Here is a 25,157-nt window from a genome sequence, read left to right as displayed (position 1 = left end):
TGGGAAAGCTTGCAGAAGCAAGCAGGAATAAGACCCAGGCGTTTGCAGTTTTTGCGACATAACCCTCGAGCGCTGCAAGCGGACTGGACGAAAGCCCATCACGGGGCTAAAACAGAGACTCTGCCGGAGATCTCAATGAACCCCCGCCAAGCCTTTTTCGCCTGCCTGCAACGTACACCGCCCGCCGTGTTTGAAGCAGCCGTGTGGATAGCAGCCGAACATGACCCGCAGGTCCTGCCTGAATCCGTATTGCGCGATTTCCGCGACTTGCAACAACGGGTCAGCGCCGGCCTGCCGATGCTGCCGGTCAGCGAGTTGGGCCAGCCGCTGTTGCGGCGGCTGAACGAACTGGGGTTCCAGCAGGACGAGTTCACCCCGCTGCGACCTCACGCGGCACTGCTCGACAAGGTCCTGCAGCGCAGGCGCGGGCAACCGCTGGCGCTGGCGTTGATCGCCCTGGAACTGGCCCGGCAGTTGGAGATCCCGCTGGTGGGGGTGAATTTTCCCGGGCATTTCCTGCTGCGGGTGCCGGGGGCCGACCATTTGCTCGACCCGTGTGGCGGCCGGCGCCTTTACCCCAACGACTGCCGCGAACTGCTGGTCCGCCAGTACGGCCCGAGCACGGTGCTGAAGGCCGAGCACATGCATAACGCAACGCCAGTGCAGATGCTCCAGCGCCTGTCGCGCAATCTGCGGCAATTGCACCAGGCCAACGACGACTTCCTCGGGGCCCTGGTGGATGCCGAGCGGGTCCTGGAACTGGGCCAGGCCAATGCTGGCGACTACCTGGCCCGCGCCAGCCTGTACCAGCGCCTCGATTGCCCACGGGCCGAACGCCATGACCTGGAACGGGCACTGCTGCTCAGCGAAGACCCGCTGCAGCGGCTAAGGCTGACGGAACGACTGGGGCAATTGCCGCCGAATGCGGTGGTGCATTAGGCGGTTGTGAGGCGCCATCGAAAAGACCGGTATGCGCTAGCCATCACTTTGTCCGCTTCTGTCGTATCGTGTAATGAAGATATATACACTACGTCAGTACTTTGTGATGAGATGCCTGCCCATGTCGAAAGAAGCCGTTTTCACGATGAAACTGGAACCCGAACTACGCGCCGAATTCATGGCCTGTGCTCAGGCTGTCCATAGGCCTGCGTCCCAAGTGCTGCGCGAACTGATGCGCGATTTTATTCAACGTCAGCACGAATCCCAGGAATATGAAGCCTTCCTGCATCGTAAGGTCGAGGCGGGACGGGCCTCGATGGAGGCGGGTCGGGGTCGCTCGAATGAAGAGGTTGAGGCCGAATTTGCGGCGCGCCGCGCGAGTGCGGCCAAGCTGGCGTGAGCGTTATCTGGACGCCAGAAGCGCAACAAGACCGTGTGGAAATATGGGATTACATCGCAACCGAGACCCCCTATGGGGCTGCACGGTTGGATGAACTGTTCAGTGCTGCGGCAAACAGACTGGCCACTCACCCCGAGATGGGGCGGCCGGGGACAGTACCCGGCACCCGTGAGCTGATACCACACGAAAATTATCGTCTGGTGTATGAAATCAACAGCGGAACCGTCTGGATACTAGCGCTGGTGCATACTGCGCGACTGTGGCCATTTGATTCGTGACTCGCGATCTTCAGGCCGGAGTATCCGGCTGATTCGCCGGATGCGCCTGGATAAACGCCGGATGCTGTTCCGCCAGCGCCGCCACCCGGCGAATACGCGGATAAGCCTCCAGCGACACCTTGAAACGCTGTGCCGCATACAGCTGCGGAATCAGGTACACATCCGCCAGCCCCGGCTCCTTGCCAAAGCAATAACCGACCTCGCCAATCAACTGCTCCACCGCCGTCAGCCCCTGACTGACCCAATGACCGATCCACTCCTGCACCTGGGCATCGTCATGCCCCCACTGGCGCAGCAGGTTGGTGGTGCCGGAGTTGTGCAACGGATGAATATCGCAACCGATCACCGCCGCCACCGCCCGCGCGCGGGCACGGGTCATCAGGTCCGAGGCCAGCAGCGGTGGCTGTGGATAACGCTCCTCGAGAAACTCGATGATCGCCGGCGACTGCGTCAGCACATCCCCGGCATCGGTGCGCAAGGCCGGCACCCGGCCCTGGGGGTTGATCGCCAGGTACGCCGCCTGACGCTGCTCACCACCGCCCGGGGCGATCAGGTTGATCGGCAGCGCGTGGTAATCCAGGCCCTTGAGGGCCAGGGCGATCCGCACGCGGTAGGACGAGGTGGAACGGTAATACGTGTAAAGCTCCATGGTCCTCTCCTCTCAACGCGCCGAGACAATCTTGCCGCGGCATTCGCCGAAGCCGATGGAAGCAAAACCTTCACGGTTGCACCGCGCCCGCAGGATGATTTCGTCACCGTCCTCAAGGAACTTGCGCACTTCGCCCGATGGTAGCTCCACCGCTTTTTTACCCCCTTCGGTGATCTCCAGCAGGCTGCCGAACTGCCCCGCTTCAGGACCGGACAAGGTGCCCGAGCCGAACAGGTCGCCGGCCTGCAGCTGGCAGCCGTTGACGCTGTGGTGCGCCACCAGTTGCGCCACGGTCCAGTACATGTGCCGGGTGTTGCTCAGAGTCAGGCGCTGGGCCGGCAGGTTCTGCTCGCGCATCGCCTCGGTCAGCAGCAACACTTCCAGTTCGATATCAAAGGCGCCGCCCTGCTGATCGCCCGCGTCGAACAGGTACGGCAACGGCTGCGGATCGCCTTGCGGACGCGCCGGCTGGGCCTGGCGGAACGGCGCCAATGCCTCGGCCGTCACCACCCAGGGCGAGACGCTGGTGATAAAGCTCTTGGACAGGAACGGCCCCAGCGGTTGGTATTCCCAGGCCTGGATATCCCGTGCCGACCAGTCATTGAGCAGGCAGAAACCGGCGATATGCTCGGCGGCATCACCAATGGCAATCGACTCCCCCATGGCATTGCCCTGGCCGATCCAGATGCCCAGCTCCAGTTCGTAGTCCAGTCGTGCGCAAGGACCGAAAGTCGGCTCAGTCTGCCCAGCGGGCAAGGTCTGGCCCTTGGGCCGCCGCACCTCGGCGCCGGACGGGCGCACGGTCGAAGCGCGGCCGTGGTAACCGATGGGCACGTACTTGTAGTTGGGCAGCAGCGGGTTGTCGGGGCGGAACAGCTTGCCGACATTCTGCGCATGCTCGATGCCCACATAAAAATCGGTGTAGTCGCCGATCCTGGCCGGCAGGTGCAACTGGCAATCGGCAGCCAGGTGCAGCAGCTTCGCGCCCTGGGCTTCGATCTTGCCACGCAGGCTGCTGCCTTCGCCGAGCAGTTCCAGCAGGCGGGCACGCAAGGCCACACGAGCCGCGGTGCCGAGTTCGAAAAAGGCATTCAACTGACCGCCACGGGTCGCTTCGACAGCGGCCTTGGCCAGACCGTCAAACAAGCCGAGCTCCAGGGCTGCTTCCAGATCGAAGATCTGCTCGCCGATCGCCACGCCACTGTGCGGGGTAGAACCCTGGTAACTGAACACCCCCAGCGGCAGGTTCTGCAACGGGAAATCGGTATGGCCGTTGGCAGAGGCAACCCAGCTGCGAAGGATGGTTGGCTGACTCATGGGTTATCTCCGATTCGGGTTGAAAGTGACGGGCACGGTGGCCCAGCAAGTATCGTAGTTGCTTTGCAGCTGCGGGCAATCGAGGGCGAAGCGGCTCGCACGCAATACCTGGCTGGTCTCGAACATGAAGGCCATGGTGTTGTCGATCTTGCTTGGCGCCAGCTCGGCGGCAATCGCCCGGGTGCAGGTTTCACCGTCCGGGCCGTGGGCGCTCATGCAACTGTGCAGCGACGCGCCGCCGGGCAGGAAGCCTTCGGCCTTGGCGTCGTAGGCGCCCTGGATCAGGCCCATGAATTCGTTCATCAGGTTGCGATGGAACCACGGCGGACGGAAGGTGTTCTCGGCCACCATCCAGCGCGGCGGGAAGATCACGAAGTCGAGGTTGGCCATGCCCGGCACGCTGGTGGGCGAAGTCAGCACGGTGAAGATCGACGGGTCCGGGTGATCGAAGCTGACCGTGCCGATGGTGTTGAACCGGCGCAGGTCGTATTTGTACGGCACGTTGTTGCCGTGCCAGGCGACCACGTTGAGGGGCGAATGATCGAGCTCGCAGCCCCAGAGCTCACCGAGGAACTTCTGCACCAGGGTGGTCGGTTGCCGCAGATCTTCGTAATGGGCGACCGGGGTCAGAAAGTCCCGAGGGTTGGCCAGGCCATTGCTGCCGATCGGCCCGAGGTCCGGCAGGCGCAGCGGCGCGCCATGGTTTTCGGCGAGGTAGCCACGGGCTTGCGGGTCGAGCAGTTCGACGCGGAATTTCAGGCCACGGGGCAGGACGGCGATTTCCAGCGGTTCAATTTCCAGCACACCGAGTTCGGTGACGAGCCGCAGCCGCCCCTGTTCCGGGACCAGCAGCCATTCGCCGTCGGCGTTGAAGAACACCCGTTCCATGGAGCGGTTGGCGCGATAGCTGTAGATGCTGATGCCGGCCGGTTTCTCCGCCGCCGAGTTGGCCGCCATGCTCACCAGGCCGTCGAGGAAATCCGTGGGCTCGCCCGGGATCTCCAGCGGGTTCCAGCGCAGGCGGTTGGGGGTGACCGAACCCAGCGGGCCACCGGCCAGTTGCCGCTCCAGCTTGACGAACGCCGGGTGCCGGGCCGACGGCTGGATGCGATACATCCAGGTACGTCGCGCTTCGCTACGGGCCATGGTAAAGGCCGTGCCGGAGAACAGTTCGGTATACAGACCGTAGGGCGCTTTCTGTGGGGAGTTCTGGCCGACCGGCAGCGCGCCGGGCAAGGCCTCGCTGCTGAATTCGTTACCGAAGCCGGACTGATAGGCCAGCACCGTGGAATCGGGGTTCATGGAGCCTCCTGGAGGGAGTGGACCTGGGGCTGCCTCCGGATTCAAAAGGAGCGCGGCACGGGTCGGTTTATTTTTATGGAAACGAAATTATGCATAACGTAACTTGATTATGCAGAACGTAATTTGATTGACAGTGCCCGTCAAGCTATAAAGACGCCCATTCGTCCCGGGATTACATCGCCTCCATGGAAAAGCCGCGTCCTACCAGCGACAGCAACGGTAAACAGAAAGTCCGCTCGGCGGAGGTCGGTACCGATATCCTCAAGGCACTGGCCGAACTGTCACCCAGCACCTCGCTCTCACGCCTGGCCGAGCATGTGCAGATGCCGGCAAGCAAGGTCCACCGTTATCTGCAGGCCTTGATCGCCAGCGGCTTCGCCGAACAGAACCGGGCGACCAACCACTACGGCCTGGGGCGCGAAGCACTGCGGGTCGGCCTGGCGGCGCTGAACAGCATGGAGGTGCTGCATGTGGCGGCGATGCCGCTGGCGGAGCTGCGCGACGACCTGAATGAAAGCTGCTTCCTCGCGGTCTGGGGCAATCACGGGGCGACCGTGGTGCATATCGAACCGGCCGTGCGCGCGGTGACGGTGGTAACGCAGTTGGGTTCGGTGCTGCCACTGCTCAGTTCGTCCACGGGGCTGGTATTCAACGCGTTCCTGCCGGATCGGGAAACGGTCGAGTTGCGGGAAGCGGAACTCAAGGCCGGCCACCCTCACCCGCTGGCCGATGTCAGCGTATATACCGCGACCTGTGAACAGATCCGCCGGCGCGGGCTGCATTTCGTCCATGGTTTGCTGATGCCGGGAGTCGATGCCTTGTCGGCACCGGTGTTCAATGCGCTAGGCCAGGTGGTGGCGGTGCTGACGGTGGTGGGGCCGACGTCACTGTTCCACGCCGATGAAGACGGCCCGGCGGCCAAGCGGTTGCTGGCGGCGAGCGAGGCGGTCAGTTGGCGGATGGGTTATCAGAAAACCTGAGTACCCAGCCGCTACCCCATCAAGCCCAGGGCCTTGGCCTTGGCCACCGCCTGGGTCCGACGTTCCACCCCCAGCTTGCTGTGAATCCGCCGCGCATGGGTTTTCACCGTGTGCAGTGAAATAAACAGCTGATCGGCGATCTGCAGATTGGAGCTGCCCAGGGCAATCAGCTTGAGCACCTCCAGTTCGCGCTGGCTCAAGGGATTGTCACCCGTGGCGATCAGCGCCTCTTCAAACCCCAGGCTCGCCAGCATCCCCGGCTGGCGCAGGCGTAGCTCGCGCAAGGCCTGTTGCAGATTGCAGCGGCTGACCAGCGCCAGCCCCTCCTCCAGGTGACTCTTGGCCAGCGCCGCTCGCCCTTGCAGAAAAGCCACTTCCGCCAGCGCCAGGCGCAGTTCGGTTTCCATGCCCTGCATGCCCCGTCGCTGGGCCTGTTCAAGCAATAGCGCCAACGCCTCCAACGGCGCCTGGGCCTTGTGCAGATAGACCTGCGCCAACACCAACAGGTATTCAAGACGCGGGATCAACTCCAGCGTCGCCGGTGGCGCCTGCACCCCGTCCGCGCCGCTGTAGTGACGCAGTACCCGGGTCAGCGCCTCTTCCGCCAGCTCCGGCCGCCCCTGCTGCAACCAGAAATGGCAGCTGACCATCAGCAGCACCGCGCGATACACCACATCCGGAATATGCCGTTGCTGCATCAAGCGTTCGGCATCGCGCAGGCGCACAAACGCCTGGGCGTAGTTGCCGTGATTGGCATCCAGCAAGGCCAGCCCGAGAAAACCGTACAAGGCCTGTTTATCCTGGCTGCGCAGGCATTCATCCAGGCCTGCCTGGAAATGCTCGGCGGCTTGTTGATCACGGCCCTGGCGCAGGGCGATCCGTCCCTGGCGCAAGGCGATCCGCCCCAGCAACGGGCCCGCCAGGTAACGCTTGGCCGACAACAGGGCATGCATATTGTCCAGCAGGCTCTCGCTGCGATGCAGGGCGCCGCGCTGCTCCAGCAACTGCGCATGGTCCAGTTCCAGCAGCGCCTCGAACAACAGCGAGCCTTGCGCCCGCGCCAGGCACAGGGCTTCGCGGCTCAAGGCATGAGCCTGCTCCAACTCGCCATCGAGCAGCGCCTGCTGGGTCAACCCCGACAGGCAGAACAACCGCGCCGGCCAGGCGACCGGCGGCAGGTCCTGCAAGGCTTCGAGAAAATGTCCGCGTGCCCGTTGCGCCTGCCCCTGCAAGTGCAGCAACCAGCCCTGCTGGGCCTGCCAGCGCGCCACCAGTTGCCGCTGTGCCGCCGCCGACGATTGCGGGGAGAAACGGGCCATCTGCTCGATGCTGTGGGCCGCCTCGTCGAAGCGTCCGGCGAACAACAACGCCGTGGTGATCAACCCCACCAGATGCGGCGTGCCGAACATCAGGTCATCCGGCTGCTGCTCGTGCAGGCGCAACAACAGCGCCACGTTCTGTTCCTGGAACAGGTAATCGAAGGTGAAGTTGTGCAACAGGCTGGCCGCCACCTCGAACTCTTCGGCGGCCAGGGCCTGTTCCACCGCCGCCTGCCAGTCGCCGCGGGCACTGAACCACTGGCAGGCGCGGCGATGCCAGGAACGCCCGGCCGGCCAGGGTTCGTCGCGCAGCAGCAGGGCCAGCGGCGCGAACACCCGCAGCCATTCCGAGGAGTCTTCCCAGGGTTCGATAAAACACCCCAGTTCCTGCAGGGTACGCATCCACTGGGCGCCCTCCCCCGCACCGAACAAGTGTTCGCAAAGGTCGGCATTGAAGCGCGGCAGATGCACCAGCACGCGCCAGGCTTCGGCCAGCTCCGGTGCCAGGGCATCGAACAGTTCGTGTTGCAGGTAGTCGAGCAAGGTCGCCGAACGTCGCGATCCGGCGTCGGGAACATTGGCGATCCAGGCCGGCGCTTCCAGCATGGCGACCCGTACCCCGGCGCACCAACCGGCGGTGAACTGCTCCATTCGATCGAGACATTGTGGGGTCAGGGTGATCGACGGGTGACTGACCAACTGTTCGATTTCGCCGCGTTCGAACGCCAGGCTCGGGCCTTCGACCTCGTAGAGTTCACCTTCGAGCAACAGCCGTGGCCAGTTGCAGTGGGGCCGCCGCCGCACGCCCAGCCACCAGTTGAGGACCGGACTGCTGAGCGCCAGCAAGCGATCGAGCAGTTGATCCAGTGCCGGGTTAGGCAAACGGCAATAGTCGTCGAGAAAAACCCAGGTAGGGGTGGTCCAGCGCGCCAGTCGCGCCAACAGACTCGATTCGTCCTGGAACTCGTCCAGCCCAAGTGCCTGGGCCAGGGCCGCGCAGAAGGCGTCGGGGGTGAGATTCGCACCGGACAAGGGTAGCCAGCACACGCCACAACTGGGCGGGGCTTGCAGCAGGCATTCGGCGAGCAAGGCGCTCTTGCCGCTGCCGGCGGGCGCGCAGAGCAGGCGGACCCGTGCCTGGGACTCGATCAAGGGGGTGCTTAGCCGCGAACGTGGCAAATGGCGGGAAGATAAACGAGGCAGGAACCCGGGACGGTCCAGACGCGGGGTCATGGCGGTCATTGCGGCGGCCTTTCTTGATTTTATCCGGCCACCCTAGCCCTGTTAGCGCCTGGAGATGAACAAATATTCAGGAAACTTATCGCAGACCATAAAAAAAGGCCCCGAAAGGCCGATGAACGGGACCTTGAAAGCACCACGCAACCTGTAGGAGCCGGGCTTGCCCGCGAAGCTTTTAGCGCCCTCACGGGCCTCTTCGCGGGCAAGCCCGGCTCCTACAGGACGATGGAGGCTTAGCGAACCCCGCTCGCCCGCAGCGCCGCCGGCGTGTAGTCCGCCGCCTTGCCGACAAAACCGAACTGGAAGCTGTGCTTCTCTTCGTTCTTCATGCCCAGGGCGATGTAACGCCCGGCAATCAGGTCATACAGGGTTTCAACGGTATAAGCCGGCACCTGGTGGTCGTAGTAGAACTGCGCATGACCTTCGGCCACCCGCCACAGTTGGCCGCGACCGTCGTAGTGATCCACCAGCGCGACCTGCCAGCTGTCTTCGTCGAGGTACATATGGCGCTTGGCATAGATATGCCGCTCGCTCGGCTTGACCGTGCCCTCGATTTCCCAGACCCGGTGCAGCTCGTAGCGGGTCAGGTCCTGGTTGATATGACCGGCCTTGATGATGTCGGTGTACTTGAGGGTCGGCGAGTCGAGCTTGTAGCTGTTGTAGGGGATGTACATCTCCTTCTTGCCGATCAGTTTCCAATCGTAACGGTCCGGCGCGCCGGAGAACATGTCGAAGTTGTCCGAAGTACGCAGGCCGTCGGCGGCGGTACCCGGACCGTCATAGGCGACTTGCGGGGCGCGACGTACACGGCGCTGGCCGGCGTTGTAGATCCAGGCCAGACGCGGTTCCTTCACCTGGTCGAGGGTTTCGTGCACCAGCAGCACGTTGCCTGCCAGGCGCGCCGGCGCGGTGACTTCCTGCTTGAAGAAGGTCAGCACGTTGGCGCCCTTGTCCGGCCCCAGGTCGGGGATCTCCGACGGCACGGCGGCTTCTTCCTCGAAGGTGATCGGGGTGAAGGAACCGTCGGTCTGCGGCGTGGCCTGGGTGATGGTGCGACGCAGGTTGCCACCGTGGTAGCGGGTGATGTGGTTCCACAGCACTTCCACGCCGGTCTTCGGAATCGGGAAGGCGTAGTAGCGGTTGCCGGTGAAGTTCGCCAGGCCGTTGCCGTCATTGATCGTCGTGACATTCAAGGCGCTGCGCTTGGCCGCCTCGAGAACCGCGTCCGGCAGGACCACCGTGCGGTGGGTCGGATAGACCGGGATCTTGTAGGTCTGCGGATAGCGCTTGAACATAGCGAGCTGGCCTTCGGAAAGCTTGGCCTTGTACTGCTCGGCGGTGGCCGCGGTGATGATGAACAAGGGTTTTTCATTGGCGAATGGGTCGGCCAGGAAACCTTTACTGTCCACCGCACCGGCGTTTTTCGGGATACCGCCGGTGTAGGCCGGGATCGAGCCGTCGGCATTACCGGCCTTTTCCGCGCCGATGGCGGTCAGGCTGGTGCCGAGCTTGGCCGCTTCCTCCGGGGAAACCGCCGCCATGACGTTGGCGGCCAGCAGGCTCAGGGCCAGGGCGCCACATTGCAAAATCATCTTGCGCATAAAGTTGTCCTTCTCAAGCCTGGATCAGAAGTTCGCGCCGACGCTGAGCGCCACGAAGTCACGGTCAATCAGGGTGTTATAGTTGCCACCGAAAAAGTCGGTGAAGCTGAGGCTCGCGGTGTAGGTGTTGCGGTAGTCGGCGTCCACACCGATGCTGACCGCCTTGGCGCCCTGGTTGAAGATGCCGTTGGGGCCGTAACCCTTGACGTCATGGGACCAGGACAGGTTCGGCTTGAGGTTGATCCCGGCGAACACGTTGCTGTAGTCGAGGATCGCCCGGGCACGGTAGCCCCAGGAGGTGGCGGTGACGAAACCGCTGGTATCACCCTGGAAGCCGTAGGCACCGTAGACCGAGTCACGTCCGTAACGGACCTTGTCCTTGGTCTCCAGGCCGCCAACGTAGGTCATCCCCGCCTCGCCTACCAATGTCAGGCGCTCGGCGCCCAGGACCTGGTCGAAGAACTGCGTCAGGGTGCTTTGTATCTGGGTGATTTCCTTGCGGCGATAGCCTGAGTTGTCGGCGCCGGCCGAAGTCTGGATCGGCGAAGAGGTACCATTACTGAGCGGATTGACCAGAGCCAGGGTCAGGTCGGTGGTGTTGAGCTGCACCGGCGCATTGGGCCGGTAGCTGATCTCGCCACTCCAGGCGGTGCCGGTGGGCAGGGTAGTAGAGAAGCTCGCACCATAGAGACGGATGTCTTCCGGATACTCCAGGTAGTACTGGCCGCGACCGAGCAGCATGCTGCTGGCCAGATTTATCCCGTTCCCAGGGGACAGCGCATTACCCGTGGCAATAATACCCGGGAGGCTGTTAATCGCGCTTTGATTGGCGGTGATGGTGCCCACCGTCGGCGTACGGCTGTGATAATTCATGAAATACAAGCCGTACTCGGTATCGCTACCCAACCAGCGCAGGGCCATACCCCATTGACCGCCGTCACGGGCGTCGCGGTCATCGGCGCGCTGTACAACGACCCCCTCCGAAGTCACCTGGAAACCCTGACCGAACAAGGCGGCAACCGGTTGCAACGGCGCGATCGCCGGGCTGCCGACGGTGTAGTTGTTGTTGCAACCGTGTTGCACCACATCGTTGCCGAAGAAGGTGCCGCAGTTGTCGACGACGGTGTTTTCCCAGTTCAACTGGTAGAACCCTTCGACCGTCAGTTGGTCGGTCAGGCTCTGGGAAGCGAAGAACATATTGACCGGGATCAGGCCTTCCTTGATCTCGGCACCCGGCCGGCGGAAGGCCGAGACGTCGATGGGGTTGATGCTGTTGATCGAGTTACCGATAAAGGTACTTTCACCCCAACTGACCACCTGCTTGCCCAGGCGCACAGTGCCCGGCAGGTCGGCGATGGAGTAATTGTGATAGATGAAGGCGTCGAGGATCTGCGCGCCCGAAGAACGAGCCGCCTCATCGCGATGGTGATCGCTGATGTCCTTGAAGTCCTGGCTTTCGTCGGCGGTCGCGAAATCGTACCAGTACTTGCCCCGGACGAAGACGCCGGTGTCACCGTACTTCAATTCCAGGTCATGAATGCCCTTGATGATCTTCGAGAAGGCTTCGCCCTTCTTGTAGTTCAAGCGTCCGTCATCACCGGTGGAGGCCTGGCCGGTACCGCCGTTGGGCACCCCCACCAGGCTCTTGTCGGCATCGCGCAGGCCCCAGCTCACGCCGGCCGACAGGGATGAGTCGAATTTGCCTTCGATTTCCCCGATATTGAACGAAACCGCCTGCGCCTGCGCACTGACGCCCATGGCAACCGCGATGGCCAGAGCCTGCGGCGTGAAGATGGCGCGCATTGTTGTTTTTGTCATGCGTCTTCCCCGGTGTGTGACAGAAGGCTTCACCCTACTCACCACCAACGGGAGCGATAAGCGCACCAAGGAGGTATTCGTGCTGTACCTCGAAAGGATGAACGAGTGCCTGCGACGCGCTTTGCAGCGCGCCATCGAACCTGTGGATAACGCGTCATAGCGCATATGGATGGAGGGCCGCCGGAACGGCTCCGGGTGTAGTGACTTGCGCAGACGACTGTTACTCCAACGGTAACAGTGATTGTCGCAAAGCAGGCTGTTTCAACGAAACCGAACGCCTTATTATGATCGTCATCTACTCTTTACTGACGTTGATTTACTCCTTGATCGAACGTCTTCCCTTGGCCACTGCGTTTGCGGTGGCTTTTTTTATGCCCGCGTCATTCAAGGTCACGACACGTTTTCAGGACCGCTGAAACTTCACAAGCAACCAGGGACCCTTCTTACAACCTGGAAAGCCCCCGACCGCTATCCCGGCTCAACACCACGACTCACCCTGTTCCACTCAACAACATCACGGGATAGGGAAGGAGTCGCTTATGAAATCGATCAATTACAACACCTATCGCAGCACCCGGGGTTTCAACGACAGGGTTCGCTTTCTGGTGCTGCATTACACCGCCATCGACTTCGCCGCCTCGGTCAAGGCCCTCACCGGCCCCCAGGTCAGCAGCCATTACCTGGTGCCCGATGTCACCGACCCGAGCTATCTCCAGGCCGGTTTCAAGGAGCAGGAAATCTTCAATCTGGTCGACGAAGACAAGCGCGCCTGGCATGCGGGCGCCAGTGCCTGGGCCGGCAGAACGCAGCTCAACGACACTTCGATCGGCATCGAGATCGTCAACCTGGCTTCAGACAGCGGGGGGCAGTTTCATTTTCCGCCCTATGAGCCCCGGCAGATCGAGGCGCTCAAGCGGTTGTCGCTGAATATCCTCGCCCGTTATCCCGAGATCACGCCCACCCAGGTGGTCGGACATTCGGATATCGCCTGGAGCCGCAAGAGTGATCCGGGAGCCGCCTTTCCCTGGCACGATCTGTACCTGTCGGGCATCGGCGCCTGGTTTGACGAAAGCACCCGCGACCGCTACCTGCAGCACTATCTGCGCGCGGGCCTGCCCCCTCAGAAAACAACCTTGGAGAGGTTCAAGAAGTACGGGTATGACGTGACGGGAGCCGACACGAAAACGGGATTCAACCAACTGGTCAGGGCCTTCCAGTTGCATTTCCGAGCGGAGAATTACGATGGGGTGCTGGATGCCGAGACCGCGGCCATCCTCGCGGCACTGGTGGAGAAGTACTTCCCGGGGGCAATACAGGCCAACTGAGGCAAAACCGGTGCAGGGCTTGGCCCTGTCCGGTTATTACCCCCCCTGTAGGAGCCGGCTTGCCGGCGATGAGGACTTTGAGCCTTGTATCGCCCTCGCGGCCGCTATCGCCGGCAAGCCAGCTCCTACAGGTGCTGCGTTGTGTCAGGCAGCCCTGTTTTCAGGCCATGTATTTCTGCAGATTCGCCATCATTTCCCGCAGGGCTTCAGGCGTGTCCTTCGGGTGCACGGCACCGTCGAAATCGCAGATCTGCTTCCAGCTGGCCGCCACGTCTTCCACGGAAAAACCATTGTGCGGATCGAAGCCGGCACCCAGGCTGCGCTCCCAGCGGGTCTTGCCGATCCAGCCGCCACCGACTTCGAACAGGCCGGATGTTTCATCGCACTGCTCACTGCCGAGGAATACCACCAGCGGACTGATCAGCTCCGGCTTGAGCAGCTCGAAGACCTGCGGCGGGATCAGCCCTTCGGTCATGCGCGTGCCGCCCGTCGGGGCAATGGCGTTGACCAGGATATTGTTCTTGCGGCCCTCAATGGCCAGGGTCCGGGTCAGACCATACAGGCCAAGCTTGGCCATGCCATAGTTGGACTGGCCGAAATTGCCGTAGATACCGGAAGTCGATGCGGTGAAGATCACCCGGCCATAGTTTTGCTCACGCATATGCGGCCAGGCCGCGTGGGTGACTTTGTAGGCACCCTCGACATGCACCCGGTAAACCAGATCCCAGTCGGCATCCTCCATTTTCAGGAAGGTCTTGTCCCGCAGGATGCCGGCGTTGTTCACCACCACATCGATACGACCAAAGGCATCCAGGGCGTTCTGCACGATCTTGTCGCCATCGGTGACCGAGTCATGGTTGGCCACTGCGGTACCGCCGGCCTCGCGAATCTCCGCCACCACCTTGTCCGCCGCCGAGGCATTGGCACCTTCGCCGTGGGCCGAGCCGCCGAGATCGTTGACCACCACTTTGGCCCCATGGCGGGCGAACAGCAGTGCATGGGCACGCCCCAGGCCACCGCCGGCTCCGGTGACAATCACCACTTTATCTTCGAAGCGCACAGACTCACTCATACAGGACTCCAGCCAGGGCCGATGGAAATAGACGCCGAGTGTCGGACACCCGGCCTTTGGTCACAATAAAGTCAGTCAGGGCTGAATGGTACGCGATAAGGCAGCGGGATAATCCAGCCCTGGCCGCGCCTGTCCCTGTTGACGCACGCCGGGCAGTGGCCTCAGAGCCGGAAGCCGGAGTCCTCTTTGTCCAGCTTGCGCAACAGCGCCGGCCAGGCCAGCGCCCCGCCCATGCCCTGGGCGCTACGGGTGACCGCGGCGACCATGGCCTTGGCCCCGACGAGTATCTGCGGCTCGATAACGATCAGCGGCGCCGCGCCATTTTGCGCCAGCACCTGGATATCGCAGGCGCGCTGGAAGGTGAACATCATCAGGAAGGTGTCGGCGATGGTCGAGCCACAGGTGAGCAGGCCGTGGTTGTGCAGCATCAGAAAGTTGTTTTCGCCGAGATCGGCCTGCAACCGCGCTTTCTCCTCATGGTTGAGGGCCACCCCTTCGTAGGCGTGATAGGCCAGGCTCGACAGCACGAACAGCGATTGCTGGCTGATGGGCAACACGCCCTGCTGCTGCGCCGAAACCGCGACACCGGCGGCGGTGTGGGTGTGCAGCACACAGGTCACATCGTGCCGCACCTCATGGATAGCGCTGTGGATGGTGTAGCCGGCCGGATTGATCTCGTAGGGGCTGTCCAACAGCTTGTTGCCGGCCTGGTCGACCTTGACCAGGCTCGACGCGGTGATCTCGTGGAACATCAGCCCATAAGGGTTGATCAGGAAATCCTCGGTACCCGGCACCTTGGCCGAGATATGGGTGAAGATCAGGTCGTCCCAGCCGTGCATCGCCACCAGGCGATAACAGGCCGCCAGGTCCACGCGGGTCTGCCATTCGGCGGCGCTGACTTGGCTCTTCACATCGGGTGCGGCGGTAACAGGGGCTGCGTTCACGGCACTGACCTCGGGGTTTGCGGTTTTTATTCTAGTACCGACCAGTCTAGAACAGCCGGTTACCCCGACGGAGTCGCATTGCCAGCCAGCTTGATGACTCAGCGGGTCAGCGAGCCATCAGATCACTGCCGCCAACAGCGGTGCGGCAAACAGGTTCAGCAAACCGGTCAACACCATCACCAGGCCCGCCACCGAGCCCTCTTCGCCACCGACTTCACGGGCGCGACTGACCCCGGCACCGTGAGCCCCCACACCGAACAACGCACCGCGGGCCAGACTGCTGCGCAACGGCAACCACTTGAGCAGCAGCCCGCCGAGAAATGCCCCGAACACCCCGGTGACCATCACGAACACCGCGGTCAGTTCCGGCACGCCGCCGAGGCCCTGCGCCAGCGGCATGGCAAAGGGCGTGGTGATCGAGCGCGGCACCAGCGACAGGGCCAGGCTGTTATCCAGCGACAGCGCCCTGGCCAATCCGTAGGAAGTGCCGATGGACGCCGCGCTACCGGCGAGCATCCCCAACAGCAATGCCGGGCCATGGCGCATCAGCATCTGCCGCTGCTGCCAGATCGGCACCGCGAAAGCCACGGTGACCGGCCCGAGGATCAGCATCAGCCAGTGGGTATCGCGCGAATATTCGGCGTACGCCGTGTGCAGCGGTAGCGCCACCGCCAGCAGCACGAACGGCACCAGGATCAGTGGCGACAACAGATAGCGGCCCGTGCGCCCATACACCCAACGACTGAACACATAGGCCGCCAGGGTCAGGCCCAGCCAGAACAGCGACATCCATTCAAGCTTCACGGCGAGTGCTCCAGCGGCAGACAAACTCGACGGTAAAGGCCGTCGCCAGCATCACCGCCAGGGTACTGACGCCGATCACCAGCAGGATCCGCCAGCCGTCCTGACGGACCATGGCGCCGTAGTCCAGCAGGCTCATCACCGCCGGGATAAAGAACAGCAACATCTCCGCCATCAGCAGCCCGGCCCCCAGTTGCAGGGTGGCGGGCTTGACCCGGCCGGTGGCGAAGGCCAGCAACAGCAGCGCCAGGCCGATCACCCCGCCGGGAATCGGCCAGTGGCTCCAGGCGGCGAACAGCGTGCCCAACTGATAGAGCCCCAGCAACACGGCCAGTTCGGCGAGCAGGCGACAGGATTTTTTCAGCAACAGACGGTTCATCGGATTCAGTCCTCTCAGGAAGCCGATTTTAAAGTTGTCACTGTCATCCCAAAAGCGAATTGTTAGACTGGCAGCCATTCCACTTTGGAATTAGGCCATGGAATTCAAGCAACTGCGCAGCTTTATCGAGGTGGTCCGCCAAGGCGGTTTCACCCAGGCGGCGAAAACCCTGCACATCAGCCAGTCGGCGGTGAGCAAGCAGGTCGCCCAGCTCGAACACGACCTCGGTACGCCGTTGCTCGACCGCCACGGCTCGCGGGTCCTGCTGACGGCGGCGGGCGGCGTGGTCATGCAACGGGCCGAAGCCATGTTGCGCCTGCGCAACGAGTTGCTCAGCGAACTGGATGACCTGAGCCACCTGGCCCGCGGTGAACTGCGCCTGGGTTTGCCGCAACTGGGCGGCGAGGCCCTGTTCGCCAGCCTCTTCGCCGAGTACCGACGGCGCTACCCCAATATCAGCATTCACCTGCTTGAAGGCGGTAGCCTGACGATCGAGCCGGCGGTGCTGAGCGGCGAGCTGGAACTGGGGGCGGGCCTCAAGCCGAGCGATCCGGCACTCGACTACCAGCCGTTTTGCGATGAGCCCCTGGATGTGTTGCTGGCGACCGATCATCCGCTGGCCGAGGAAGGCTCCATCCGCCTGGAACAATTGGCCGATACGCCGTTTCTGCTGTACCAGCGCAGCTTCGTACTCAACCACCGGTTGATGGAGGCCTGCCGGCGAGCCGGGTTCACCCCCAAGGAGAGCGGGCGCAGCGGCCAGGCGGACTTTCTCGCCGCACTGGTGGCCGCCGGGCAAGGCGTGGCGTTGTTGCCCAGCGTGGTCGCGCGTTCGCTGATACGGCCCGGGGTGGTGCGCCTGACCTTGAGCTCACCGACCGACCTGCGCTGGGACATCGCCTTTGTCTGGCGGCGCGGCGCCTACCTGTCCAAGGCCGCCCAGGCCTGGCTGGCGCTGGCGCGCGAGCGACCCAGCCTCAGCGCAACGCGCTGATAAATTCGGCCAGCCAGGGCTCGGCGTCGGTTTCCGGGGTGACGCTTTCGCTGGCATCCAGGCGCAGCATGTCCTTCACCTCGCGCACGCCCAGCTCGGCAAACAGCTCGCGCATTTGCTCGCCGCCGCCGCAGAAGGTGTCGCCGTAGCTGGAATCACCGAGGCCGATCACCCCGCCCGGCAAGCCGCGCCACGCCGCCGGTAGCTGGTCGCGGATGGCGTTGTACAAAGGTTGGAGATTGTCCGGCAACTCCCCCATGCCGGTGGTGGCGGTCACGGCCAGGAAGGCCTGCGGGGCAAAGGCCTGGACATCGGCGAGGGTCGCCCGCGGGTTGTGCCAGGCCTCGAAACCGGCCTCGCGAAGGATTTTTTCAGCGTGGCGGGCAACTTCTTCGGCAGTGCCGTAGACCGAGCCGGAAAGGATGGCGACTTTCATCAATCTGATCCTGATGCTTGATAAAAAACCCAGGATACCAGCAGATGAGAGACTTTCTCACAAAACCCGCCCCTCGCCGCTCGCAAATGGGATGGATTATTCAGGACGATGTCTTAAACTTTGCCGGACATGTCAATGGATTGCGCGGGCGTTGAACAATGATAAATCCCAAACTGCTGCAAATGGTGATTGACGCGTCGAACGACGGCATCGTGGTGTCCGAACAGGAAGGCGAAGACCATATCCTGATCTACGCCAACCCGGCGTTCGAACGCCTGACCGGTTACACCAACGAAGAAATTCTCTATCAGGACTGTCGCTTCCTGCAGTCGGGCGACCGCGACCAGCCGGCGCTGGAACTGATCCGCGAAGCCCTGCACACCCGCAAGCCGTGCCGGCAGATCCTGCGCAACTACCGCAAGGACGGCAGCCATTTCTGGAACGAGCTGTCGCTGTCCCCGGTGTTCAACGAAAGCGACCAACTGACCTACTTCGTCGGCGTGCAAAAAGACGTGACGGTGCAGGTCAAGGCGCAGCAGCGGGTGGCCCAGTTGGAAGCGCAACTGGCCGAGGTCCAGGCGCAACTGGCGGCGCTCAAGGCGGCAGGCACAAACCAGCCATGACCGATCAACGCGGCCGGCCGGTGCAGGAGACGCCTGAGCGGCGATCAGGTGTCGAGGCGGCCCGCCAACAGCTGTTGCAGGCGCCGGCGCATCAACCGGCCGTCATTGCCCAGGCAACCGATGCTTGAGCCTTCCAGGCGCTCCTGTAACAGTTCCGAGACATCCCCGGCCAACATCACCGCACAGTCCACCGACAGCGCCAGGCGGTTGAGGCGGCGTGGCAGATCCGTCGTCGGCGAACGGTTGGAATACAGTACCAGCGCCTCGGGCCGGACCTTTTCACAGACCAGGGTCAGCTCATCGAAGGGTTGGCCAACCCCCAGGACGCTGACGCAGCGGTCGCCATCCCCCAGCAGCAAGCCGGCCACCAACAATTCGAGCTCACGGCATTGATCCGGCAAAGCGGCGAGCACGATGCGCTGGGAGGGCAGCCCGCGCACCAGGTGCAGGCGCTGCAGGACTCGCGCACGCAGGAATGCATCGAGAAACAACCACTCGCTGGCCTGGCCGAATTCACCGCTCTGCTGCAGGCGCTGCCACAGCGGCAGGAGGATATTCTGGAACACCACGGTCAGCGGGTAGCTGGAAAACACCTGTCCGTAGAGACGTTCGAGGGCCGGTTCGTCGAAAGCGCTGACCGCCGCGCGCAATTGCGTCTGCCAGTCGTCCCATTCCGTCTGGGCAATCGATTGCACCGCAATGCCGGAAGGGGTGTGAATGGGCGCTGCCTGGGCGGCGGTCTTCGCCAGGATCTTGCCGACCTTGCTCACCGCCACGCCACGCTCGATCCAGCCCATGATGGTGCGGACCGTCTCGATATCGCTCATGGCATAGAGCCGATGCCCACTTTCGGTGCGGGTCGGCTGAATCAAACCGTAGCGCCGTTCCCAAGCCCGCAGGGTGACCGGATTGACGCCGGTCAGGCGCGAAACTTCGCGAATGGGAAACAACTCTTCCTGTTTCAGCGCCCGCAACAGCGGCGCGGCAGGTTCAAGTTCGGTCATGACGGGCATCTGTCACACATTTATGGGTAGGATTTAACCGATATTCTAGCCCACTGGATCCAACACCCTGCAAATCATACGCAATGCGACTTACTGGCTTGGTGCATTTCCCGGGAATAGGGAATAATTCTTGCCTGTCCAAACACGCAGCCCACCACCCCGGCGCTGCGTTGCGCATCAGCCCTATCCGGGCGGCATGCTTGTCTTACGGAGATACATGATGTCTACCTCACCCGTCACCATGATGGTGGCCCGGCGCGTTGCCGATGGCCGCTACCAGGACCTGCTCGCCTGGTTGCACGAAGGCGAACTGCTCGCCACCGACTTCCCCGGTTACCTGGGCTCCGGCGTGCTCGCCCCGCCGCCCGGGGACAACGAATTCCAGATGATTTTCCGCTTCAGCGATGCCACGACCCTGGGCGCCTGGGAGCACTCCGCTTCGCGCAAGGCCTGGCTGGCGCGCGGCAGCGACCTGTTCGCCGGGCCACAGGAGCGCCGGGTCAGTGGCATCGACGGCTGGTTCGGCGTCGTCGGCCAACGTCCACCGCGCTGGAAGCAGGCGGTGGCGATCTGGCTGGCGTTCTTTCCCGTGTCGCTACTGTTCAACTTTGGCCTCGGACCGTTGCTTGCCGAGCTGAATCTGCTGCCACGGGTACTGGTCAGCACCCTGGTGCTGACCCCGCTGATGGTCTACTTCTTCATTCCGCTGTCGACCCACCTCCTCGCGGGCTGGTTGCACAGTACCCAGGCCAAGGCGCTGCCCGGCGACACGGCCACTGCCCGGCATTGACGGTACGCAGTATCCGGCTTGGCAGTTGTACAAGCGGTGTGGCTGGTATAGCTTTGACTTCAACGTCAACCGACGCCTCTCCACCGCTGCCACGAGCCTTCGATGCCATCGTCTTGTGCCCCCATCCTGATTACTGGCGCCGGCCAGCGTGTCGGCCTGCACTGCGCAGAGCGACTGCTGGCCGACGGCTACCCGGTGATCTTCAGCTATCGCAGCGAGCGCCCAGGCGTCCAGGCCCTGCGCGACCTCGGCGCCACCGCGCTGTTCGCCGATTTCTCCAGCGAAGCCGGGATCCTGGCCTTTATCGAAACGCTGAAGCAGCACACCGACTGCCTGCGGGCGATCGTCCACAATGCCTCGGCCTGGCTGGCGGAAACTCCCGGTAACGAAACCGCGGCCTTTACCCAGATGTTCAGCCTGCACATGCTCGCGCCCTATCTGATCAACCTGCACTGCGCCGAACTGCTGGAACGCTCGCCAATGGCCGATATCGTGCACATCAGCGACGATGTCACCCGCAAGGGCAGCAGCCAGCACATGGCCTACTGCGCCAGCAAGGCCGGCCTGGACAGCCTGACCCTGTCCTTCGCGGCCCGCTACGCGCCACGGATCAAGGTCAACGGCATCGCGCCGGCGCTGCTGATGTTCAACCCCGACGACGACGCGGCGTACCGCGCCAGGACCCTGGCCAAATCGGCCCTGGGTATCGAGCCCGGAGCCGGGGTGGTCTACCAGAGCCTGCGCTACCTGCTGGACAACCCCTATGTCACCGGCACAACCTTGACCGTCAACGGCGGCCGGCACCTTAAATAAGCCGCCCCGCGAGGAATCCTTTCCATGAGTGCCACACTGCCCGAGCATTACCGCGAGATCCTTCTGGGGCTGGGCGAAAACCCCGACCGCGAGGGCCTGCTGGACACCCCGAAACGGGCCGCCAAGGCCATGCAGTACCTGTGTCATGGCTATGAGCAGAGCCTCGACGAGGTGGTCAACGGCGCGCTGTTCGCTTCCGACAATGACGAGATGATCATCGTCAAGGACATCGAGTTGTACTCGCTGTGCGAACACCACCTGCTACCCTTTATCGGCAAGGCCCATGTCGCCTACATGCCCACCGGCAAGGTTCTGGGGCTGTCGAAGATCGCCCGGATCGTCGACATGTTCGCCCGCCGCCTGCAGATCCAGGAAAACCTCACCCGGCAAATCGCCGACGCCATCGAGCAGGTGACCCAGGCCGCCGGCGTGGCGGTGGTGATCGAAGCCCAGCACATGTGCATGATGATGCGCGGCGTGGAAAAACAGAATTCGACCATGAACACCTCGGTGATGCTCGGCGCCCTGCGCGACTCGAGCACCACCCGCATGGAGTTCCTGCAACTGATTGGACGGAGCAAGTAGCAATGCCACAACTTCAACCCGGCATGGCACGCATTCGGGTCAAGGACCTGTGCCTGCGGACCTTTATCGGCATCAACGAGGACGAGATCCTCAACAAGCAGGATGTGCGGATCAACCTGACCATCCTCTATGCGGCCCAGGAAGCGGTCCGCGACAACGACATCGATCACGCCCTGAACTACCGCACCATCACCAAGGCGATCATCCAGCATGTGGAGGGCAATCGCTTTGCCCTGCTCGAACGCCTGACCCAGGAACTGCTGGACCTGGTGATGAGCAACGAGGCCGTGCTCTATGCCGAGGTCGAAGTCGACAAGCCCCATGCGTTGCGCTTTGCCGAGTCGGTGTCGATTACGCTCGCGGCGAGCCGTTGAGCCACTGAGCCGTCTGGCGTTCGCCGCGCCAGGCTCTTATCATCGCGACCTACTTCACCCGCACAGAGCCCATCATGACCGAGCAAGAACGCCTCGAACTCGAAGCCGCCGCCTTTCGCCGGCTGGTCGCCCACCTGGACAGCCGCAAGGATGTGCAGAACATCGACCTGATGAACCTCGCCGGGTTCTGCCGCAACTGCCTGTCCAAGTGGTACAAGGCCGAAGCCGACGAACGCGGGGTCGAGGTCAGCCTCGACGACGCCCGTGAAGTCATCTACGGCATGCCCTATGCCGAGTGGAAGGCCCAATACCAGCAAGAAGCCAGCGCCGAACAACAGGCGGCGTTCGCCAAAGGAAAACCCCATGAGTGATTTGAACACCCTGCGCGCCAGCCTCAACAGCGGCGAACATGTTTTTGCCGACACCCTGGCTTTCGTGGCCGCCGGTTACGACTATCAGCCACAAGCCTTCAACAACGGCGGCGTGGAAAACGCCGCCGGGCAGAACGAAGGCTCGTGCAAGACCCTGGGCCTGGCGCTGCTGGAAGGCTTGAGCGACCAGGAAACCTTGCTGGCCTTCGGCGAGCATTACCGTTCGGTCCTGGCCACCCCTAAAGGCAGCGACCACGGCAATATCCGCGCGTTGATCGCCCATGGCCTGGCCGGCGTGAAGTTCGCCCAGGCGCCGCTGACCCGGCGCTGATTCAAGCGCCCGGCCGGCACATCGCAACTTTTAAGATTGACCCGGCGACTTTATTTCGTTTGCCCGGGACCGCTGCTCACGGCTTAGATAAAAAGAAGTCTTCCTTCTTTCGAGTCAGGTCTCCATGAGCAGCGAAACCATCAGCCAGTCGATTTCCATCGTTCACCCGATCAGCCTCAGCCACGGCAAGAATGCCGAGGTCTGGGATACCCACGGCAAACGCTATATCGATTTTGTCGGTGGCATCGGCGTACTCAACCTCGGCCATTGCCACCCGCGCATCGTCGAGGCCATTCGCGAACAAGCCACCCGACTGACCCACTACGCCTTCAACGCCGCGCCCCATGCGCCCTACCTCGAACTGATGGATCGCCTGACGGCCTTTATGCCGGTGACCTACCCGGTCAGCGGCATGCTTACCAACAGCGGCGCGGAGGCGGCGGAAAACGCCTTGAAGATCGTCCGTGGCGCCACCGGTCGCACCGCCGTGATCGCCTTTGACGGCGCCTTCCACGGCCGCACCCTCGCCACCCTCAATCTCAACGGCAAGGTGGCCCCCTACAAACAGAAAGTCGGGGTACTGCCCGGGCCGGTGTATCACCTGCCCTTCCCCAGCCAGGACAATGGCGTAACCTGCGCCGAGGCGCTGAAGGCCATGGAGCGGCTGTTCAGCGTCGAAATCGATGTCGAGGACGTCGCCTGTTTTATCCTCGAACCGGTGCAGGGCGAAGCAGGCTTCCTGGCGTTGGACGTGGAGTTCGCCCAGGCCCTGCGGCGTTTCTGCGATGAGAAAAAGATCCTGCTGATCATCGATGAAATCCAGTCCGGTTTCGGTCGCACCGGCCAGCGTTTTGCGTTCTCGCGACTGGGGATTGAGCCGGACCTGATCCTGCTGGGCAAGAGTATTGCCGGCGGTGTGCCGCTGGGGGCGGTGGTCGGCCGCAAGGCGCTGCTCGACACCTTGCCCAAAGGCGGACTGGGCGGCACCTATTCGGGCAACCCGATTGCCTGCGCCGCGGCCCTGGCGACCCTGGATGAAATGACTGATGCGAACTTGCAGGCCTGGGGCGCGCAACAGGAAGAGGCGATTGTCGGCCGTCACCAGGCCTGGCGCGCCAAGCAGCTTTCACCCTACCTGGGGCGCCTGACCGGTGTTGGCGCCATGCGCGGCATCGAGTTGATCAACCCCGACGGCAGCCCTGCGTCGGCACAGTTGACGCAATTGCTGGCCCTGGCCCGCGAGGCCGGTTTGCTGCTGATGCCCAGCGGCAAGTCGCGGCACATCATTCGCCTCCTGGCCCCCTTGACCACCGAGGCGGCAGTGCTGGAAGAAGGGCTGGATATCCTCGAGGCGTGCCTGGCCAGGCTTACCTGAAATCCGCGGGCAAAAAAAAACCGGCCGAGGCCGGTTTCTTCATAACGATGCAATCAGAACGAAGCGTTCTGCAGGTCGTCGAGGTAGCGCTCGGCGTCCAGTGCGGCCATGCAGCCGGCGCCGGCCGAGGTGATGGCTTGACGGTAAACGTGGTCGGCCACGTCACCGGCGGCAAACACACCTTCCACGCTGGTGGCGGTGGCATTGCCGTCACGGCCGCCCTGCACCACCAGGTAGCCGTCTTTCAACGCCAACTGGCCTTCGAACAGCGAGGTGTTCGGGGTGTGGCCGATGGCGATGAACACGCCGTCGACTTTCAGCTCGTCGAAGCTGCCGTCGTTGTTCTTCAGACGGGCACCGGTGACGCCCATGTTGTCGCCCAGGACTTCGTCCAGGGTGGCATTGAGCTTGAGGACAATCTTGCCCTCGGCGACGCGGGCATGCAGTTTGTCGATCAGGATCTTCTCGGCACGGAAGGTCTCGCGACGGTGCACCAGGGTCACCTTGCTGGCGATATTGGCCAGGTACAGCGCCTCTTCCACGGCGGTGTTACCACCACCGACCACGGCGACTTCCTTGTTGCGATAGAAGAAACCGTCGCAGGTGGCGCAAGCGGAAACGCCCTTGCCCATGAACGTCTCTTCCGACGGAAGGCCCAGGTAACGAGCGCTGGCGCCGGTGGCGATGATCAGGGCGTCACAGGTGAAGGTGCCGCTGTCGCCCACCAGGGTGTAGGGCTTTTTCGCCAGGTCCACCGCATTGATGTGGTCGAAGACGATTTCGGTTTCGAAACGCTCGGCGTGCTCTTTCATGCGGTCCATCAGCGCCGGGCCGGTCAGGCCGTGCACGTCGCCGGGCCAGTTGTCGACTTCGGTGGTGGTGGTCAATTGGCCGCCGGCCTGCATGCCGGTGATCAGCAGCGGCTTGAGGTTGGCACGCGCGGCATAGACCGCGGCGCTGTAACCGGCAGGGCCGGAACCGAGAATAATCACTCGCGAATGGCGTACTTCAGACATGACTCACTCCTATCGACCGCCCGTCAGCTACCGGTGCGGAACGCCGGCGGACCGGCTGGAATAAAAAAGGACTGCGAAAGCA

At 62.9% G+C, this 25,157-nt stretch carries 27 protein-coding genes; 14 read left to right on the top strand and 13 right to left on the bottom strand.

The window, feature by feature from the left end:
- Nucleotides 1-135 precede the first annotated feature (135 nt).
- The 3 genes from M5C01_RS19275 (at nt 136) to M5C01_RS19265 (ending at nt 1,617) form a co-directional block, all read left to right on the top strand.
- Nucleotides 136-939 carry a transglutaminase family protein gene (locus tag M5C01_RS19275; RefSeq protein ID WP_103496577.1) on the top strand — a complete coding sequence of 268 codons (804 nt, stop codon included), beginning with the start codon at nt 136-138 and terminating at the stop codon, nt 937-939.
- Nucleotides 940-1,060: 121 nt separating this feature from the next.
- Nucleotides 1,061-1,339 carry an antitoxin of toxin-antitoxin stability system gene (locus M5C01_RS19270; RefSeq protein WP_152740027.1) on the top strand — a complete coding sequence of 93 codons (279 nt, stop codon included), beginning with the start codon at nt 1,061-1,063 and terminating at the stop codon, nt 1,337-1,339.
- Nucleotides 1,336-1,617 carry a type II toxin-antitoxin system RelE/ParE family toxin gene (locus M5C01_RS19265; RefSeq protein WP_177101057.1) on the top strand — a complete coding sequence of 94 codons (282 nt, stop codon included), beginning with the start codon at nt 1,336-1,338 and terminating at the stop codon, nt 1,615-1,617. Before M5C01_RS19270 ends, M5C01_RS19265 begins: the two co-directional genes overlap by 4 nt.
- Before the next feature lie 10 nt (nt 1,618-1,627).
- Here the strand turns inward: M5C01_RS19265 and maiA are convergent, their stop codons facing one another.
- Genes maiA through hmgA form a run of 3 tightly spaced genes read right to left on the bottom strand, consistent with a single transcriptional unit; the run spans nt 1,628 to nt 4,885 of the window.
- Entirely contained in the window at nt 1,628-2,266 is a 639-nt protein-coding gene (maiA, locus tag M5C01_RS19260; protein ID WP_152740028.1) for a maleylacetoacetate isomerase, read from the bottom strand.
- A 12-nt stretch (nt 2,267-2,278) separates the two neighbouring features.
- A complete protein-coding gene (gene fahA, locus M5C01_RS19255; protein ID WP_152740029.1) occupies nt 2,279-3,583 on the bottom strand; it encodes a fumarylacetoacetase in 1,305 nt (434 codons plus the stop codon).
- 3 nt (nt 3,584-3,586) lie between these two features.
- Nucleotides 3,587-4,885 carry a homogentisate 1,2-dioxygenase gene (hmgA, locus tag M5C01_RS19250; protein ID WP_152740030.1) on the bottom strand — a complete coding sequence of 433 codons (1,299 nt, stop codon included), beginning with the start codon at nt 4,883-4,885 and terminating at the stop codon, nt 3,587-3,589.
- A gap of 185 nt (nt 4,886-5,070) precedes the next feature.
- On the opposite strand from hmgA, the gene M5C01_RS19245 reads away from it, so the two are divergent.
- On the top strand, nt 5,071-5,865 hold the full coding sequence (locus M5C01_RS19245) for an IclR family transcriptional regulator (RefSeq protein WP_103496573.1): 795 nt from the start codon (nt 5,071-5,073) through the stop codon (nt 5,863-5,865).
- Between the two features lie 11 nt (nt 5,866-5,876).
- Here the strand turns inward: M5C01_RS19245 and M5C01_RS19240 are convergent, their stop codons facing one another.
- The 3 genes from M5C01_RS19240 to M5C01_RS19230 all read right to left on the bottom strand — a co-directional run bounded on the left by M5C01_RS19240 (nt 5,877) and on the right by M5C01_RS19230 (nt 11,842).
- Nucleotides 5,877-8,426 carry a LuxR C-terminal-related transcriptional regulator gene (locus M5C01_RS19240; RefSeq protein ID WP_152740031.1) on the bottom strand — a complete coding sequence of 850 codons (2,550 nt, stop codon included), beginning with the start codon at nt 8,424-8,426 and terminating at the stop codon, nt 5,877-5,879.
- 230 nt (nt 8,427-8,656) lie between these two features.
- Nucleotides 8,657-10,024, bottom strand: coding sequence for a DUF1329 domain-containing protein (locus tag M5C01_RS19235; protein ID WP_103496571.1), 1,368 nt, complete (start codon nt 10,022-10,024; stop codon nt 8,657-8,659).
- A gap of 24 nt (nt 10,025-10,048) precedes the next feature.
- Nucleotides 10,049-11,842 (bottom strand): DUF1302 domain-containing protein, encoded by a 1,794-nt coding sequence (locus M5C01_RS19230; RefSeq protein ID WP_152740032.1) that lies wholly within the window; start codon nt 11,840-11,842, stop codon nt 10,049-10,051.
- 539 nt (nt 11,843-12,381) lie between these two features.
- On the opposite strand from M5C01_RS19230, the gene M5C01_RS19225 reads away from it, so the two are divergent.
- On the top strand, nt 12,382-13,167 hold the full coding sequence (locus M5C01_RS19225) for an N-acetylmuramoyl-L-alanine amidase (protein ID WP_152740033.1): 786 nt from the start codon (nt 12,382-12,384) through the stop codon (nt 13,165-13,167).
- A 160-nt stretch (nt 13,168-13,327) separates the two neighbouring features.
- On the opposite strand, the gene M5C01_RS19220 is transcribed toward M5C01_RS19225, so the two are convergent.
- From M5C01_RS19220 to M5C01_RS19205, 4 genes are all read right to left on the bottom strand, one after another.
- The gene (locus M5C01_RS19220; protein WP_100941749.1) at nt 13,328-14,239 is read right to left on the bottom strand and encodes an SDR family oxidoreductase; all 912 of its coding nucleotides are present in this window, start codon (nt 14,237-14,239) and stop codon (nt 13,328-13,330) included.
- A 161-nt stretch (nt 14,240-14,400) separates the two neighbouring features.
- Nucleotides 14,401-15,183, bottom strand: coding sequence for a class II aldolase/adducin family protein (locus M5C01_RS19215; RefSeq protein ID WP_178129887.1), 783 nt, complete (start codon nt 15,181-15,183; stop codon nt 14,401-14,403).
- Between the two features lie 117 nt (nt 15,184-15,300).
- Nucleotides 15,301-15,987 carry an LrgB family protein gene (locus tag M5C01_RS19210; RefSeq protein WP_178129888.1) on the bottom strand — a complete coding sequence of 229 codons (687 nt, stop codon included), beginning with the start codon at nt 15,985-15,987 and terminating at the stop codon, nt 15,301-15,303.
- The gene (locus tag M5C01_RS19205) at nt 15,977-16,363 is read right to left on the bottom strand and encodes a CidA/LrgA family protein (RefSeq protein WP_152740035.1); all 387 of its coding nucleotides are present in this window, start codon (nt 16,361-16,363) and stop codon (nt 15,977-15,979) included. The genes M5C01_RS19210 and M5C01_RS19205 overlap by 11 nt, the downstream gene beginning before the upstream one ends.
- Nucleotides 16,364-16,460: 97 nt before the next feature.
- Between M5C01_RS19205 and M5C01_RS19200 the strand changes: the two genes are divergently transcribed.
- Nucleotides 16,461-17,357, top strand: a complete 897-nt coding sequence (locus tag M5C01_RS19200) for a LysR family transcriptional regulator (protein ID WP_152740036.1) — start codon at nt 16,461-16,463, stop codon at nt 17,355-17,357.
- Here M5C01_RS19200 and M5C01_RS19195 read toward each other — a convergent pair.
- Nucleotides 17,341-17,793 carry a flavodoxin gene (locus M5C01_RS19195; RefSeq protein ID WP_152740037.1) on the bottom strand — a complete coding sequence of 151 codons (453 nt, stop codon included), beginning with the start codon at nt 17,791-17,793 and terminating at the stop codon, nt 17,341-17,343. The genes M5C01_RS19200 and M5C01_RS19195 overlap by 17 nt on opposite strands.
- Nucleotides 17,794-17,951: 158 nt before the next feature.
- Here M5C01_RS19195 and M5C01_RS19190 point away from each other — a divergent pair, with 158 nt between their 5' ends.
- Nucleotides 17,952-18,416, top strand: coding sequence for a PAS domain-containing protein (locus tag M5C01_RS19190; protein WP_103496562.1), 465 nt, complete (start codon nt 17,952-17,954; stop codon nt 18,414-18,416).
- A gap of 44 nt (nt 18,417-18,460) precedes the next feature.
- Here M5C01_RS19190 and M5C01_RS19185 read toward each other — a convergent pair whose 3' ends face one another.
- Nucleotides 18,461-19,429 carry a MerR family transcriptional regulator gene (locus M5C01_RS19185; protein WP_152740038.1) on the bottom strand — a complete coding sequence of 323 codons (969 nt, stop codon included), beginning with the start codon at nt 19,427-19,429 and terminating at the stop codon, nt 18,461-18,463.
- 211 nt (nt 19,430-19,640) lie between these two features.
- Between M5C01_RS19185 and M5C01_RS19180 the strand changes: the two genes are divergently transcribed.
- The 7 genes from M5C01_RS19180 (at nt 19,641) to M5C01_RS19150 (ending at nt 24,059) form a co-directional block, all read left to right on the top strand.
- The gene (locus tag M5C01_RS19180) at nt 19,641-20,210 is read left to right on the top strand and encodes an antibiotic biosynthesis monooxygenase (protein WP_103496560.1); all 570 of its coding nucleotides are present in this window, start codon (nt 19,641-19,643) and stop codon (nt 20,208-20,210) included.
- Between the two features lie 102 nt (nt 20,211-20,312).
- Entirely contained in the window at nt 20,313-21,023 is a 711-nt protein-coding gene (folM, locus tag M5C01_RS19175) for a dihydromonapterin reductase (RefSeq protein ID WP_152740039.1), read from the top strand.
- A gap of 24 nt (nt 21,024-21,047) precedes the next feature.
- Complete coding sequence (folE, locus tag M5C01_RS19170; protein WP_103496558.1) at nt 21,048-21,608, top strand: GTP cyclohydrolase I FolE; 561 nt, start codon at nt 21,048-21,050, stop codon at nt 21,606-21,608.
- A 2-nt stretch (nt 21,609-21,610) separates the two neighbouring features.
- Complete coding sequence (gene folX / locus M5C01_RS19165) at nt 21,611-21,982, top strand: dihydroneopterin triphosphate 2'-epimerase (protein ID WP_103496557.1); 372 nt, start codon at nt 21,611-21,613, stop codon at nt 21,980-21,982.
- Between the two features lie 74 nt (nt 21,983-22,056).
- Nucleotides 22,057-22,353, top strand: a complete 297-nt coding sequence (locus M5C01_RS19160; RefSeq protein WP_103496556.1) for a DUF1244 domain-containing protein — start codon at nt 22,057-22,059, stop codon at nt 22,351-22,353.
- Nucleotides 22,346-22,684 (top strand): HopJ type III effector protein, encoded by a 339-nt coding sequence (locus M5C01_RS19155; RefSeq protein ID WP_152740040.1) that lies wholly within the window; start codon nt 22,346-22,348, stop codon nt 22,682-22,684. Before M5C01_RS19160 ends, M5C01_RS19155 begins: the two co-directional genes overlap by 8 nt.
- 124 nt (nt 22,685-22,808) lie before the next feature.
- The gene (locus tag M5C01_RS19150; RefSeq protein WP_152740041.1) at nt 22,809-24,059 is read left to right on the top strand and encodes an aspartate aminotransferase family protein; all 1,251 of its coding nucleotides are present in this window, start codon (nt 22,809-22,811) and stop codon (nt 24,057-24,059) included.
- Between the two features lie 53 nt (nt 24,060-24,112).
- Here the strand turns inward: M5C01_RS19150 and trxB are convergent, their stop codons facing one another.
- Nucleotides 24,113-25,075, bottom strand: a complete 963-nt coding sequence (gene trxB, locus M5C01_RS19145; protein ID WP_100942218.1) for a thioredoxin-disulfide reductase — start codon at nt 25,073-25,075, stop codon at nt 24,113-24,115.
- Nucleotides 25,076-25,157 lie beyond the last annotated feature (82 nt).

The organism is Pseudomonas sp. MWU12-2319 (assembly GCF_023242525.1).
Taxonomy (GTDB): domain Bacteria; phylum Pseudomonadota; class Gammaproteobacteria; order Pseudomonadales; family Pseudomonadaceae; genus Aquipseudomonas; species Aquipseudomonas gingeri_D.
Note: the sequence above shows the minus strand (reverse complement) of the source record. Positions and strands in the feature narration are given on the sequence as shown.